This window comes from Dyadobacter sp. 22481, assembly GCF_052044875.1.
GTDB lineage: Bacteria > Bacteroidota > Bacteroidia > Cytophagales > Spirosomataceae > Dyadobacter > Dyadobacter endophyticus.
Genome location: NZ_JBQENV010000002.1, coordinates 1,211,508 through 1,226,587 on the forward strand (window position 1 = coordinate 1,211,508; position 15,080 = coordinate 1,226,587).

14 protein-coding genes are annotated in these 15,080 nt (G+C 49.8%); 11 read left to right on the top strand and 3 right to left on the bottom strand.

The annotated features are described in order from the left end of the window. The first annotated feature begins 24 nt into the window (after window positions 1-24). The 8 genes from ACTJJJ_RS15000 (at window position 25) to ACTJJJ_RS15035 (ending at window position 9,737) form a co-directional block, all read left to right on the top strand. A complete protein-coding gene (locus ACTJJJ_RS15000) occupies window positions 25-1,311 on the top strand; it encodes a Gfo/Idh/MocA family protein (RefSeq protein ID WP_188933814.1) in 1,287 nt (428 codons plus the stop codon). A 56-nt stretch (window positions 1,312-1,367) separates the two neighbouring features. Further along, complete coding sequence (gene tsaE, locus ACTJJJ_RS15005) at window positions 1,368-1,799, top strand: tRNA (adenosine(37)-N6)-threonylcarbamoyltransferase complex ATPase subunit type 1 TsaE (protein ID WP_188933812.1); 432 nt, start codon at window positions 1,368-1,370, stop codon at window positions 1,797-1,799. A gap of 47 nt (window positions 1,800-1,846) precedes the next feature. Continuing rightward, entirely contained in the window at window positions 1,847-3,073 is a 1,227-nt protein-coding gene (locus ACTJJJ_RS15010; RefSeq protein WP_188933810.1) for an alanine dehydrogenase, read from the top strand. Window positions 3,074-3,168: 95 nt separating this feature from the next. Beyond that, on the top strand, window positions 3,169-3,573 hold the full coding sequence (locus ACTJJJ_RS15015) for a hypothetical protein (RefSeq protein ID WP_188933809.1): 405 nt from the start codon (window positions 3,169-3,171) through the stop codon (window positions 3,571-3,573). Window positions 3,574-3,717: 144 nt separating this feature from the next. After that, complete coding sequence (locus ACTJJJ_RS15020; RefSeq protein WP_188933808.1) at window positions 3,718-4,152, top strand: hypothetical protein; 435 nt, start codon at window positions 3,718-3,720, stop codon at window positions 4,150-4,152. A gap of 150 nt (window positions 4,153-4,302) precedes the next feature. Beyond that, window positions 4,303-5,217 (top strand): ABC transporter ATP-binding protein, encoded by a 915-nt coding sequence (locus ACTJJJ_RS15025; RefSeq protein WP_188933807.1) that lies wholly within the window; start codon window positions 4,303-4,305, stop codon window positions 5,215-5,217. 39 nt (window positions 5,218-5,256) lie between these two features. After that, complete coding sequence (locus ACTJJJ_RS15030; protein ID WP_188933806.1) at window positions 5,257-6,576, top strand: ABC transporter permease; 1,320 nt, start codon at window positions 5,257-5,259, stop codon at window positions 6,574-6,576. A gap of 185 nt (window positions 6,577-6,761) precedes the next feature. Next, a complete protein-coding gene (locus ACTJJJ_RS15035; RefSeq protein ID WP_440702213.1) occupies window positions 6,762-9,737 on the top strand; it encodes a glycosyltransferase family 117 protein in 2,976 nt (991 codons plus the stop codon). 69 nt (window positions 9,738-9,806) lie between these two features. Here the strand turns inward: ACTJJJ_RS15035 and ACTJJJ_RS15040 are convergent, their stop codons facing one another. From ACTJJJ_RS15040 to ACTJJJ_RS15050, 3 genes are all read right to left on the bottom strand, one after another. Next, window positions 9,807-11,006 carry an endonuclease/exonuclease/phosphatase family protein gene (locus ACTJJJ_RS15040; protein ID WP_440702214.1) on the bottom strand — a complete coding sequence of 400 codons (1,200 nt, stop codon included), beginning with the start codon at window positions 11,004-11,006 and terminating at the stop codon, window positions 9,807-9,809. Window positions 11,007-11,132: 126 nt separating this feature from the next. Next, window positions 11,133-12,293, bottom strand: a complete 1,161-nt coding sequence (gene dnaJ / locus ACTJJJ_RS15045; RefSeq protein WP_188933799.1) for a molecular chaperone DnaJ — start codon at window positions 12,291-12,293, stop codon at window positions 11,133-11,135. A gap of 40 nt (window positions 12,294-12,333) precedes the next feature. Further along, on the bottom strand, window positions 12,334-12,921 hold the full coding sequence (locus ACTJJJ_RS15050; protein ID WP_426293155.1) for a nucleotide exchange factor GrpE: 588 nt from the start codon (window positions 12,919-12,921) through the stop codon (window positions 12,334-12,336). A 160-nt stretch (window positions 12,922-13,081) separates the two neighbouring features. Between ACTJJJ_RS15050 and queG the strand changes: the two genes are divergently transcribed. The 3 genes from queG (at window position 13,082) to ACTJJJ_RS15065 (ending at window position 15,038) form a co-directional block, all read left to right on the top strand. Then, on the top strand, window positions 13,082-14,029 hold the full coding sequence (gene queG / locus ACTJJJ_RS15055; RefSeq protein WP_426293156.1) for a tRNA epoxyqueuosine(34) reductase QueG: 948 nt from the start codon (window positions 13,082-13,084) through the stop codon (window positions 14,027-14,029). 77 nt (window positions 14,030-14,106) lie between these two features. Continuing rightward, a complete protein-coding gene (locus tag ACTJJJ_RS15060; RefSeq protein ID WP_440702215.1) occupies window positions 14,107-14,520 on the top strand; it encodes a DUF1761 domain-containing protein in 414 nt (137 codons plus the stop codon). A gap of 368 nt (window positions 14,521-14,888) precedes the next feature. Next, the gene (locus ACTJJJ_RS15065) at window positions 14,889-15,038 is read left to right on the top strand and encodes a hypothetical protein (protein WP_188933791.1); all 150 of its coding nucleotides are present in this window, start codon (window positions 14,889-14,891) and stop codon (window positions 15,036-15,038) included. Window positions 15,039-15,080 lie beyond the last annotated feature (42 nt).

A 15,080-nucleotide genomic window follows, 5' to 3' on the forward strand; every position in this document is an offset into this window, starting at 1 on the left:
ATTAGTACAAATTCCTGAAAAAATATGAATGCCGAACGTCTGAACCGCCGCGATTTCCTGAAAGCAGGTGCTGTTATCTCTTCCTTTATGATCGTGCCGCGGCATGTGCTCGGGCGTGGTTACAAAGCGCCGAGCGACATGATTGCCCTGGGCTTCATCGGCTGCGGGCGGCAGAGCGGAGGCTTGCGTAACCGATTTCTGGATACGCAGGAAACACGCATTGTCGCAGCCTCGGATGTGTATGCGGTCAAGCAGGAGGCATTTGTGAATGCGGCCAATAAATGGTATTCCGAAAAGCTGGGTCAGGGCACTTACAAGGCGGCTGTCGGCATGAAGGATTTCCGGGAGTTGCTTTCGAGCAAAGATATTGACGCGGTGGTGATAGCTGCACCCGACCACTGGCACGCTGCCATGGCCGTCCGTGCTGCCGAGGCAGGAAAGGATATTTATTGTGAAAAACCACTTTCCCTGACGGTTAAGGAAGGCCGGGCAATGGTAAATGCGGCTCGAAATCATAACCGGGTTTTCCAAACCGGAAGTATGCAGCGCTCGGCGCCTGAATTCACAAAAGCCGTGCAGCTGGTACGCAGCGGGGCTATCGGAACTGTGAAAAAAGTATATGTCAATGTAGGTGGCCCGCCGAAAGTGTGGGATCTGCAAGGCGAAACCAAGCCGGAAGGTCTCGACTGGGACCTATGGATGGGTCCAAATACGATTGAAAGACCTTATAACAATGAACTCGCGCCGGCTATGGATGCTAAATTCTGGCCTAAATGGCGCGATTACGTCGAATTCGGCGGCGGCGGCATGACCGACTGGGGCGCACACATGTTCGACATTGCGCAATGGGGCCTGAATATGGACGCGAGCGGACCTACTGAATTGGTTTATTCAGAACCTGGAAAAGGGTTGGTTTACAAATACGCCAACGGCGTAGAGGTAATCCACCGACCAATGGAAGGCAAGCAGCATTGCCATTTTGTAGGCACCGACGGCGAAGTATTTGTAGCCCGCGGAGAGCTGAAAACGACGCCCGAGCCATTGAAAGACAAGACCGTCAATGCGGGTGATGCCGGCGTTTATGTCAGTACCAACCATTATAAAGACTTTCTGAATGCGATCCGGACAAGGAAACCGCCGATTTGCGATGTCGAAACCGGGCATCGGACGGCGTCGGTTTGCAATATCGGCAACATCGCGTACGGCTTGGAGCGTTCGCTGAAATGGGACCCGGTGAAGGAACAATTTGAAGGAGATAAAAAGGCGAACGAGCTGTTGGGCCGGTCGATGCGAAAAGAATGGAAAGTATGACGCGCCGGAAGGCATAAAATTGTCACGGGTTTTTCCAAATTGTGTATTTTTGCAACATGATTGGACAGCCCACGGTTATTCGTTTTAAAGAACTCGACGAGCTTGCAAATGTATCCGAAGCGCTGCTGAGGCTTGGCGCGGAGACGCCCGTCTGGCTCTTCGAAGGTCAGATGGGAGCCGGTAAAACGACGCTCATCAAGGCATTGTGCGGCCATCTCGGGGTTACAACGCACGTGCAAAGCCCCACTTTCTCCCTGGTGAATGAATATGACGCGGGCGGCAAAACAATCTACCATTTTGATTTTTACAGGATTAAGGACGAAACAGAAGCCCTGGACATGGGCGTGGAGGAGTATTTCGATTCGGGGGATTTCTGCTTTGTCGAGTGGCCGGGGAAGGTTGAGAGCCTTTGGCCGCTGAATTATATGCAACTTCATCTGGAAGCGGATGAAAGTGGCATGAGAATATTGGAAGTCACCAGGGTATAAGAGGTCACATTTAGTTAGTTACAGTTTCACTTTCATTTTGCTAGTCAATGGCACAACCTCAGATTACCGGTTTTGAAGAGCTCGCCAAGCAGTCGGTGCTGTACCCCCAGGAATCGTTAATGGCCGTCCGAAAGGACCAGAATTCACTGCATATAGGCCTGCCGAGAGAGGTTTCGTTACAGGAAAACCGCATCGCGCTCACACCCGACGCGGTCGGGATCCTGGTTAGGAACGGGCACGAAGTGTGGGTAGAAAAGGATGCCGGCAAAGGAGCCAACCTGTCGGACCATGAATACAGCGAAGCCGGTGCGAAGATCGTCAGCAGCCCCAAGGAAGTTTACCAGGCCAATGTAATCCTGAAAGTGGAGCCGCTGGTGGAAGAGGAGTTCGGTTATGTGAAAGCCGGAACGACGTTGATTTCGGCCCTCAATCTGCCCGCTTTGGAAAAGCAATATTTTGAGAAACTGAATGAGCTGAAAATAACCGGCATCGGCTACGAACTGATCGAGGATAAGGTAGGGGGAAAGCCGATTATCCGGGCGATGGGCGAGATCGCCGGCAGCACCGTGCTGCTGATCGCCGCTGAATACCTTTCCACGCCAAACGGCGGGCGGGGCGTGATCCTCGGTGGTATTACCGGTGTGCCGCCGACGAAGATCGTGATCCTTGGCGCCGGTACCGTAGCCGAATATGCCACACGCGCGGCCCTGAGCCTGGGCGCCGACGTAAAGGTTTTTGACAAACATATTTACCGCCTGCAAAGGTTGAAATACTCGATCGGGCAAAACCTGTACACTTCCATTATCGACTCCGAAACGCTGGCAGAGGCGATCGGCCGTGCAGATGTGGTGATCGGCACGATGCGGGCCGAAAATGGCCTGAGCCCGATGGTGGTAACGCGGGAAATGGTATCGAAGCTGAAACCGGGCTCGGTGATCATCGACGTGAGCATCGACCAGGGCGGGTCCTTCGAAACGTCACGGATGACGACGCACAAAAACCCGATTTTCAAATACAGTGAGGTCATTCATTACTGCGTACCCAACATCCCGTCGCGCGTGGCGCACACGGCGAGCACGGCTCTCAGTAACGTATTTTTGCCGTTTTTGCTTCAAACCGGGACAATCGGAGGCATCGAGGAAATGATTTATGCCAATCGTTGGTTTATGAAGGGAGTGTATTGTCACAAGGGCACCCTAACCAATTCACACATCGCCCGCAGCTTTAATATGCGTTATAAGGATTTGACGTTGTTGTTAGCGGCGAGAATGTGAGAGCTTCCGGCTGTCGGCTTTTAGCTGTCGGCCTTTTGAATTTCTAGTATTTAACAAAAAAGCCGACGGCCGATAGCCAAAGGCCGAAGTACCATATGATCAACAATAGTAATGAAAATGCCCTGATGGATGATGCAAATTCTCCGGATTTGAATCAGAAATTGATGGGATACATATCGCAGGATTTTATCAAGGTCGCCGACCAACTCAAAGAAGCCTCTTACCAGATACGTAAACGCGGGTTTTCGGAATACCCGATCTTTGCCGTTACCAACAATGAGGTCGATCTCGGCGTACTGCTGATCGATTCGACGGAGTTGGCCAACAATTATGTTTACAAGGCGTCGTATATGCAGGAGTTTGTCGACCGCAATCTTATCGCACCGGAATCGGTGCTGCTTTTTACGGAAAATTACAAGAATCCGGAAGAGTTCTGCTGTCTGTTTGCATTGATAGGCGAGTTTTCGGGTTTCGTATATGTGCCTTATCCCGAAGATTAGCGGCTGGATGTCGATTGAAAATTGCTGACAGGCCGCTAAATAAACAGTTGGAACGCTTACTAGATTGTGGGGATCGGGTTCCCGGATTTTGTTTTAGTTTTATAAATTAATAATTTGAAACTCAGCTAAAAAAATCCCCCGTCTATGGAATCTAAACTACTTCTCGAGAAGGAACTCGAACCAATTTTCCTTCAAAAATTTCCGCCGTTTTCAGAGAGTGTTAAAGAATTTCTCGTACAATATGGCCCTTACATTATCCTTGTGCTCTCTGTTCTCGGGGTATTGGGCCTGGTCACGGCGTTGGGCGTAGGTGGCGCGGTTTTAGGGGCTGGGGGGCTTTCGGCAGGTCTTGCGTTCAATGCTTACGTCGGGATCGCACTCGGTATCGTTACGTTGGTCATGTACCTGATGGCCTTTTCGCCGCTCAAAGCACGCAAAAGAGCTGGATGGAACCTGCTCTATTATGCGCTGCTGGTTGGCCTGATCAGTAACCTTATCCAGTTGAGTATTCTCGGTTTCATCATTGGAGGAATTATCGGTTTCTGGGTATTGTTCCAGATCCGCGAAAAATACGCATAATATTAACGGACATGTGCCGGGCAAAGCGGGCGGATTATTCCGCCCGCTTTTTATTTTTGCCATTGATCAGCCAAATGAGGCTTTTGTACCTGTGGTTACCGCGACCCGGGAAATTACTTCGCATATTTGCGGTTACACCGTTTAGAGATTATGAACATCATAGAGGTAAGGAATGTAACGAAGGAATATTCCAGCCATACAGCCCTGGATAACGTCAGTTTATCCATTCCGAAAGGTTGTATTTTCGGGCTGTTGGGGCCGAATGGTGCGGGGAAGACGTCGCTGATCCGCATTATCAACCAGATCACCGGTCCCGACAGCGGAGAAGTGTTGTTCGACGGCGTGCCGCTTAACCCCAATCATATTTCGAGGATCGGATACCTGCCGGAGGAACGCGGGCTTTACAAAAAGATGAAAGTAGGGGAGCAGTTGCTTTACCTGGCGCAGCTAAAAGGCCTTTCGCAAAAGGAGGCGATGGAAAAGCTGAAAACCTGGTTCATTAAGTTCGATATCAAAACCTGGTGGGACAAAACGATCGGCGACCTCTCCAAGGGAATGCAGCAAAAAGTACAGTTCGTTTCTACCGTCCTGCACGAGCCCGATCTGATCATTCTCGACGAACCATTCTCCGGATTCGACCCGATTAACGCCAATCTCATCCGTGATGAAATTCTGGAACTTAAACAGAAGGGAAGCACCATTATTTTCTCCACCCACAGAATGGAAACCGTAGAGGAGCTTTGCGACCATATTGCATTGATCCACAAGTCGAGGAAAGTACTCGACGGTCCCAAAAAGGAGATCAAGGAGCAGTTCAAGACGCATACCTATTTTGTCGAATACAAAGGCCATCTCGACGAACTGGACCCCATTTACCAGATACTCGACCGGAGAGTAACCGAAGACGGCTACTTCCGTTCGGATATTCATCTGGGTGGAGAGACAAATGCCAATGCCTTGCTGCTCAATCTGCTGTCGAAAGTGGAGATCCGTGCGTTCGGTGAAAACATCCCGAGCATGAGCGATATTTTTATGAAGGCCGTTAATGAAGTTCCCGAAGCGTAACCGGGGCGCATTCCATTTACCGTTATTAATCCGAAACCCATGCGAAATATATTTCTGGTCATTAGAAGAGAATACCTGGTAAGGGTCAAAAAGAAGTCGTTTCTGGTGATGACCGTGCTGGGACCGCTACTTTTTGTAGCTTTCTATGGGACGGTATTCTGGGCTGCTGCAAGCTCGGTAGATACCAAAACCGTACAGGTGCTCGACGAAAGCGGCTTGTTCCGTAACAAATTCAAGGACTCGGAAACCCTGAAATTCGTGTTCACGGACAAGAGTATCGATTCTGCCAAAGCCGCATTCCCGAGCAGCGAGGCCAATGCGCTGGTTTACATTCCCGCCAATGTGATCAAAGCCCCGAAGAGCGTCCGCATTTACGCGGCCAAAAATGTAAGCCTGGATTTGAAATCGGATATTGAAAAGGTAATCGAGAAAGAAATTGAAGATATCAAACTCGCAGAGGCAGGCATTACGCATAAAATTTTGGAAGATTCCCGGGTCAATATCAATTCCGAAACGATAAGCCTGAGCGAAGAAGGCGAGAAAACGAGCAGTTCAGGCGCGGCCACGGTCATCGGGGGAATTTGTGCTTTCCTGATTTATATGTCGGTATTTATTTACGGCACGCAGGTCATGCGGGGGATCACCGAGGAAAAGACGAGCCGGATCGTGGAAGTGATCATTTCGTCCGTCAAACCATTCCACCTGATGCTTGGCAAGATCATCGGTGTGGCATTGGTTGGCTTAACGCAATTCGTACTCTGGATACTGCTTACCACGGCATTGACGAGCGCAACGTCGGCCATAATAGGCAGCCAGTTATCCAAGGAATCGGTTCAGGTGGCAAAAGAGATGAACAAAGCGCAGGTACCTGGCCAGGGAATGCCCGGCGGCAACGTCGATAATCCTGTAACCGAAGTGCTCGGCGCAGTAGCCAGTCTGAATATCCCCCTGATCATCGGCTGCTTCCTGTTCTACTACCTGGGCGGCTATTTGCTCTACAGTGCATTGTTCGGCGCGGTAGGAGCGGCTGTCGACAACGACGCCGACACCCAGCAATTCATGCTTCCCATTACATTACCCATTATTTTCTCCTTCGTTTTTGCCCAATTCGTCCTCCGGGACCCGGATGGCACGCTCGCATTCTGGACGTCGATTATCCCGTTCACCTCGCCGATCATCATGATGGTCCGCATTCCGTTCGGCGTGCCGGCCTGGGAAATCGCGCTATCGATGGTGCTGCTCATATTAGGCTTCATGGGCACCACCTGGATCGCCGCCCGCATCTACCGCGTCGGTATCCTCATGTACGGGAAGAAGGTTAGTTATAAGGAGCTGGTGAAGTGGATATTTTATAAGTGAGCGGTCGGCGGTCTATTGTCGGCTGTCGGGTCGCGGCCCTGCCCTTTAACGTTTTTTAAGATTCCCAAACCGTTGCCGTTGTGGTTATTTTGCTAATTTTGGCCGATCAATGATAGAACTGCTCAAAAAGAGTCGTCATCTTTGCGCATTGTGCATATAACTTTTTCAAATTTACCGTCTTTCAGATGACCCGTTTCAACCGTACCAACAACCTTACGGGTTGGATTGTCTTTGCTATTGCATTCATCACATATGCCCTTACAGTCGAACGTACTGCCAGTTTTTGGGATTGCGGGGAATTCATAGCCTGTGCATTCAAATTGCAGGTCCCTCACCCTCCCGGCGCACCTTTCTTCCTGCTGATCGGCCGTATTTTCTCCCTTTTCGCATTAGGCGATTTGTTGCAAGTGGCTTACTGGATCAACATGGTGTCCGTGTTGAGCAGCGCATTTACGATCCTGTTCCTGTTCTGGACCATTACCTTACTGGTTCGCAAACTGGTTGCCAAAAACGATGAAGAGCTTACTCAGGCAGATACACTGCTGGTAATGGGTGCCGGTATAGTTGGCGCACTCGCTTATACCTGGTCGGATTCGTTCTGGTTCTCGGCTGTGGAGGCTGAGGTTTACGGATTGTCATCCTTCTTTACAGCTATTGTGATCTGGGCTGTATTCAAATGGGAGCGTATCCAGGATCCTGCGGCTGAAAACCGCTGGCTCATCCTGATCGCCTATCTCGTGGGACTTTCTATCGGTGTTCACTTGCTGAACCTTGTTACGATTCCTGCACTTGCATTGGTTTATTATTTTAAAAAATACGAGAAAACCAGCGTGTTAGGCGGTATTCTGGCCTTTGTTGGCGGTCTGGTCGTTTTGGGGGTCATCAACTCGGGTATTATTCCCGGCTTGCCGAGCATGGCGGGTAAATTTGAGATATTCTTTGTTAATACATTGGGATTGCCTTACAAATCAGGGGTGATCTTCTTTATCATATTGTTTATCGGGGCGCTGATCTGGGGGATTCGTTTCTCTCAAAAGAAAGGCAATGTGCTGCTGAATACCAGCTTGCTTTCACTGGCATTTGTATTGATCGGATATGCCAGCTACCTGATGGTACTGGTACGGGCCGAATACAACCCGCCGATTAACGAGAACAACCCTAACGACGTCCTGAGCTTCGTTTCCTACCTGAAACGTGAGCAGTATGGCAGCCGTCCGTTGCTGTACGGACCGTCGTTCGTATCACGTCCGGTGAGTCAGAAACGCGGCGCGCCGATGTACCGCAAGCAGGATGGCAAGTATGCTATTTACGATTACCGTCCGGAGTATGAATATGAGCCTGGCGCGAATATGTTGCTTCCGCGTATGTACAGCACGCAGCCGGGTCACCCGCAGTTGTATATGCAAATGACCGGGCTGGCTGAAGGCCAGAAACCGACCATGTCGCATAACCTTTCGTTTATGTTCTCGTACCAGATCGGGCATATGTATTGGCGCTATTTCCTGTGGAATTTCGTGGGACGCGAAAGCGACGAGGAAGGTGCAGGCAATATGACTCCGTGGGATGTTTCTACAAAATATCCCGAGCCGATTGCGAAAAACAAAGCACACGACAACTATTTTATGCTGCCATTCCTGCTCGGATTGTTCGGTATTGTCATCTGCTACTTCCGCCAGAAACGCGATTTGCTGGTATTGGGACTCTTGTTTCTCCTGACCGGTGTAGCTCTGGTGGTTTACCTCAACTCCCCGCCCACCGAGCCACGCGAGCGTGACTACATTTATGTGGGTTCATTCTATATTTTCTGTATCTGGATCGGCTATGGCGTCATTGCCATTGCGGATGCGATCAGCAAGTTTGTAAAAAGCGGTACGGCGCGTGCGGGTGTTGCTACGGCCCTCGGCCTGGTTGCCCCGGTGATTATGGGTACCAAAGGTTGGGATAACCATAACCGCGACCATCGCTACCACTCGGTTGATTTTGCCAAAAACCTCCTGAACTCGTGTGCACCGAATGCCATCCTCTTTACTGGCGGTGATAACGATACATTCCCCTTGTGGTATGTGCAGGAAGTGGAAGGCTTCCGTACGGACGTGCGTGTATGTAACCTGAGCCTTCTCGGGACCGACTGGTACATCGACCAGATGAAGCGCAAGACTTACCTGTCGGAAGCATTACCGATTTCGCTCGACAAGAACAACTATGCATTCGGAAAGAACGATATCGTGCCTTTCTATGAAATACCAAGCGTGAAAGCGGGTATCAACCTGAAAGAATACCTTGGACTGGTAAAACAGGAAAACAAGGCTATTCAGGTGCCATTGACGAGCGGCGATATGACGTCTATTCTGCCGTCTTCGGTATTGTTCCTGCCGGTGGATGCGGAGGCCGTGAAGAAGATGAATATCATTAAAAGCGACCTCGTTCCATTCGTGAGCGATTCTATCAGCTGGACGATCGGTAAGGGAGATTTGTATAAATCAGACCTGATCATGCTCGATATCATCGCATCCAACGACTGGAAACGTCCCATTTACTTCTCATCGACCCTGGGCGGATCGAGCTACCTGAACCTGAAAGAGTACATGCAGCTCGAAGGCTACGCATACCGCCTGTTGCCAGTCAAGGTACCCGGTGCAAGCGATGGATATGTGAATGCGGATGTGATGTACAATAATCTGATGACGAAGATGTTCTGGCGTGAGCTCGACAATCCGAACACTTATTATGACAATACCTACCTGGGCTCACCGGTAGCAACCGCGCGCATCGCATTCCTTCGCCTCACAGGCCAGCTGATTGCCGATGGCCGCAAGGAAGAAGCGAAGAAAGCCATCGAACGCTCACTGACGACGATGCCGGATAAGAGCATCCCATACGACCAGTTTTCGGCCAACTTCATCGGCCCATTGTTCGACCTGGGCGAAAACAAAAGAGCCCTGGAAATCGCCGAAACAATGGCCAAACGCGCCGACGAAGTACTGACCTGGGCCAAGAACAACGCTACCACCCGCCGCCGCGACAGTAACGTTTATCTGTACATCATGCAAGTGATCGTCCAGGAATGCCGCGACGCGAAGCAGGAAGCCGCTGCGAAGAAATACGAAGCGATTTTCCAGAAGCATCTGGCTGCGTTTAATATGTATGGCGGAGGGCAGTAATATTAGTTTCTTAAAAAAGAAAGCGGTCCCGGATTTCCGGGGCCGCTTTCTTTTTTAAGAAGGGATGCATTACTCAACCTTCAACTTAACCCAAACCAACCTATGATCCGAGCTCGACTCACGTTTCTCCACCAGCTCGGCCAGGGGCTCGCCCTTCGCAGGCCAGAAAACGCCGCTATCGATAACTTGAAAACCTTTGCGCGACGGTAGTACGTAATCCGCGCGCATACGCCAGAATGCAGTGTGGTTTTTAGCAAATGCATTGCTCGGTGAATGTTCGGAGCCACCTTTGCTGGCAGGGGCAGTGCCGCCATTTACGGCCGGGTTGGCGATGAGCTGGCGAATACCGTCGGCGATGGCGCTGCCTTCGTCAGGTGAGGCATTTTGGTCGCCGAGGATAACGAACGAGGCATTTGCGGTGAGACCACCTTTTTTGCCATTATCATCGTAAATGTAGCTGCTTTTACCTTCGGTGATATAGTCGTTCCAGAAACGGATTTCGTCGTGGTTGCGCTTGCCGTTGCGGTCTTCCTTGCCGTCGAATGAGGGTGGGGTAGGATGGCTGGCCAGAATGTGGATGGTTTTGTTGCCGACTTTTACGGGTATGTCCCAATGCGATTTGGACGAAAGCGGGAATTGAGTCCAGGCTTCCGGGGCGTACCAGGCGGAGCCGTCCTCGGTAGTGGTTTTTAATGCATTAGGCATGTCCTTCCATTTGAAATGCTGGAACGTACGGACAGCCTTGGTATCGATTGGAAAGCGGGATAGGAGCACCATTCCGTATTGGCCCGGGTAGTTGCCGAACCCCCAGGCATCGGAGCCGTATTGTTCCGTTTTGCCGTTTCTGTCGAGGTCATAGGGAGTCGGCTGGCCGGTGTTGACGGTGGAATAATAATAGTAGGGGTAATCGATGCCTTTCATCCCATTCGAATCCTTTTTTAAATAGGCCTTTACAAACTGGACTACTCCTTCCTGCGGGTTTTTGATATAATCGAACTCATTCAGGAGAATCACATCAGGACGCACAGTCTTGATGATTTGCGCGATGTTTTTGATCTGCTGGTTGGAGCCGGAAGCCAGTTCCTTAATCAATACCTTTTCGGAATTGCCGGGAGTGCCGCGTGGGAAGTAGTTTTCGGCCTCCATACTCACATTGTAAGTGACAAATGTAACAGTAGAAGGGGGCACGGATTCGGTTTGCGCCACGAGCAATCCCGGGCTGGCTAGCCCCTGACAAAGTAATGCGCCGGTAAGCATCAGAGATTTCATTGAGAAAATGTTTTTGGTTGTTTAATGATCGATGATGAGTTGCGGCGGGCCGCTATTGGTGTCAAGCAAAAAGAGCCGCTCCGGTAATGAAGCAGCTCTTTTGTAATATTTATTGAACAGGCATGATCAATGGAAGAAATCTTTCATTTTATCGAAAAAGCCTTTTTCGTTCTTGCCAGGTTTCGGCTGGAAGTTCGGCGAGTGACGGAGCGATTCGAGGGTAGAGCGCTCGTCGGAAGTCAGTTGCTGCGGCGTCCATACATTGATATGTACCAATTGGTCGCCCTTCCCATAGCCATTCAAGTCTTTGATACCCTTGCCTTTGAGGCGCAATATCTTGCCGGCTTGCGTTCCCGACTCGATCGTAATGCGTGCTTTGCCGTCGATGGTGGGTATTTCGACCGACGTTCCAAGCGCGGCATCTATAAAGCTCAAATGCATATCGAATATTACATTATTGCCGTCTCTTTTCAACAATGAGTCCTCTTCTTCTTCGATGACGATCAGTAGGTCGCCCGCCACGCCTCCGCGCGCAGGGACATTTCCTTTGCCCGACATCGAGAGTTGCATGCCTTCCGCCACACCACCCGGGATGTTCAGCGTGATCAGGTCGTCTTGCAGCAGGCGTCCTTCGCCGGCACAGGAGTCGCAGCGTTCGCTGATGATCTTGCCATCACCATTACAAGTAGGGCAAGTGGCAGTCGAAACCATTTGGCCGAGCATGGTGCTCACCACTTTACGTACCTGGCCGGTTCCGTTACAGCCGTTACAGTTAGTCAGCGACGTGCCGTTTTTAGCGCCATTGCCACCGCAGGTGTTACAGGTAACATGTCTTTTTACCTTTATTTTTTTCTCAACGCCATTGGCAACTTCTTCGAGGTTCAGTTTCAGTTTGATCCGAAGGTCGGAGCCTCTGCGAACACGACGGCCATTTCCACCCTGGCGACCGAAAATGTCACCAAATGGGCTGCTATCCCCGAAAATATCACCGAATTGCGAGAAAATATCGTCCATCGTGAAGCCGCCGCCGAAACCACCTGCTCCGCCGCCGGAAGCGCCGCCTACACCGGCGTGCCCGAACTGATCGTAGCGCTGGCGTTTGTTCTCGTCGCTCAGGATGCTGTAAGCCTCTGCCGCTTCTTTGAACTTGTCTTCCGCAGTAGGATCATCGGGATTCTTGTCCGGGTGAAACTTGATCGCAAGCTTGCGGTAAGCCTTCTTGATTTCATCCGCGGAAGCGCCGCGGTCCACGCCAAGGACTTCGTAATAATCTCTTTTTTTTGCCATTTTTAATTACTGATGTATCCCGTAAGGAAGGTTGAGTGCATTAAGCGCCTACGATTACTTTGGCGTAGCGAATGACCTTGTCGTTCAGGTAATATCCTTTTTCAATTTCATCGATCACCTTTCCTTTCAGGTCTTCCGACGGTGCCGGGAACTGCGCGATGGACTCATGGATTTCCGCGTCGAAATCGGCGCCTTTGGATTCCATGGCTTTCAGGCCTTTGGATTCCAGGGCTTTGTAAAGTTTGGTGTAAATCAGGTCCACCCCTTCTTTCAGCGCATCTATTTCAGTAGAAGAATCAAAAGAAACTTTGGCGCGTTCAAAATCGTCGACGATCGGCAGAATGAGTTTCACCGTGTCGGCGCTTGCTCCCGAGATCATTTCCAGTTTTTCCTTGGCGGTGCGGCGGCGGAAGTTTTCAAAATCCGCGTAAAGACGCAGGTATTTGTCTTTCAACTCGGCGATTTCGGCCTTTGCAGCATCGAGCGGGTCGGCTTTGGGTGCCTCACCGGAGGGTGCCTCCCCTGTAATTTCCTGCCCTGCATTGTCCAGAGGCACATTGTTGGAAATTTCGGAATTTTCTTCGTTTACCAGATTGTCAGTTTCCAATGAAGCTTTATCCTCGTTCATTTCGTAATTTTTGTCTTGATCTATGTTGAATTCTGTATTTTCCGGCATGGTTCTTCGCAGTTACGTGACTTTTGCAACAGCCATTATTCTCCTAAATTACTTTGCCACGGCTAAATTACTGACAAGATGGCATTTTACAATCAATTTGTAACTTTGCAGTATGACGGCAGCAGATATCGTAAGGCAGGAGAGAAGTCGGTTTGTTAAGACGAAGGCGCTTGAATGCGGCTTTGATTTTTGTGGTATCTCAAAAGCGGAATTCCTAGAAAGCGAAGCTCCGCGACTCGATAAATGGCTTTCGCTCAACCACCACGGGGCTATGGCTTACATGGCGAACCACTTCGACAAGCGCCTCGATCCCACCAAACTGGTAGAAGGCGCGAAAAGTGTAATCTCCGTCCTGCTTAACTATTATCCCGAAGAGCGCCTCCCGGAAGGCGACGACGACCTCAAACTTTCCAAATATGCCTACGGTACCGATTACCATTATATATTAAAGGAAAAGCTCGGTGCATTGCTGACGGCCATTCAGGAAGAAGTAGGAGAGGTAAATGGCCGCATTTTCGTCGATTCGGCGCCAGTAATGGATAAGGTATGGGCTGCAAAAAGCGGTTTGGGATGGATCGGAAAGCATTCCAATTTGCTGAACCGCGAAATGGGTAGTTTTTTCTTTATCGGCGAGATCATATGTGACCTGGACCTGGCGCCCGACAGTGCGACCGGAGATTATTGTGGCACTTGCACCAAATGTATCGATGCCTGCCCGACTGACGCTATTACCGGGCCTTTTGTAGTAGATGGCAGTAAATGCATCAGTTATTATACGATCGAATTGAAGGACGCGATACCCGAAGAAGTAAGAGGTAAATTCAACAACTGGATTTTCGGTTGCGACGTCTGCCAGGACGTTTGTCCCTGGAACCGTTTCGCGCGCCCGCACACGACACCGCAATTCAATTTACCACAGGAGCTTGCCGGGTTTTCAAATGGCGACTGGCGGGAAATCACAGAAGAAGTATTTCGCGAAATATTCCGAAGATCGCCCGTGAAAAGGGCCAAATATGCCGGTTTAAAGCGTAATATCGAATTTGTTATATCCGATGAATAAAAAGCACAATTATATCTGAAACCTCTTATATTTGGGCTGGGAGTACCTTTCGATGACTGAATAAAATACTCAATACAATGAGAAAACAATCTGTCAATCTTTGGGCCGTGCTAGTATGTGTAGTGATAGGTCAGATAGTACCAGCGTTGTGGTACGGCATTTTTTCAGAACAATGGATGGCTTTGAATGGCTTCACGATGGAGCAGATCAAGTCGGCCACCAGTCCGGTCCCTTACCTTGCCAGCATTGTCTCCACTTCCTTCATGGCCTACACCATGGCCTGGATATTCACCAAAGTCCCTGTCAAGTCACTGGTCATGGGCTTTCTCATCGGGCTTTTGTTCGGCATCGTCTTCGTATTGTTTGAAACGATCGTCAAAGACATGTTTTCGATGAGAGCATTGGCCTTGTCGCTCATCAATGGCGGCGTAAGCGTGATCGCATATTCACTCACGGGTGCGATCCTCGGCGCGTGGCGCAAATACGAGTAGCTTCTCTTTTCCAATCTTACTTTTATACTAGTTGGCGTCCGGTGTTACCGTCGCTGCGTAGTACTTTTTTGTCGTGGTAATTCTCGCCTTTTGTAGATTTTGTTACGCTCTTCCAAGATGGTTCGTAAAAAAGTAAAAACACCGAATATACATTTGTGTTTCGAGCACGCAACCAAATCCTGTGTGTTTTTATAATTGTATTTTGAACAAATAATATTTCACCATGATGTGAAATACATGTTTTAAATACTTTTAAATGCGCTACAAGTGGAATATTAGTTTAGTGCAATTAAAATCGGCCGAATAAATTGCTTATCTGAGTTAATAGATTTAAATTTCTACGAAATCCAAATAAACCCAACGTATCTATGCGCAGAACCTTTCAGTTTGTGCTGTCGACGCCTCAGTCTGCGGTGCTATCTATTAACACATTTCACACCCGGTACCGAAAGGTCATAGGGAGAGTGAGCGAGGACGGTGGTGTCGGGCTTCCCGGGGCCAACGATGCCGGAACATGACCTTGCCGCTGGTCGGCTACACATCCAAAATGCCGGTATCGG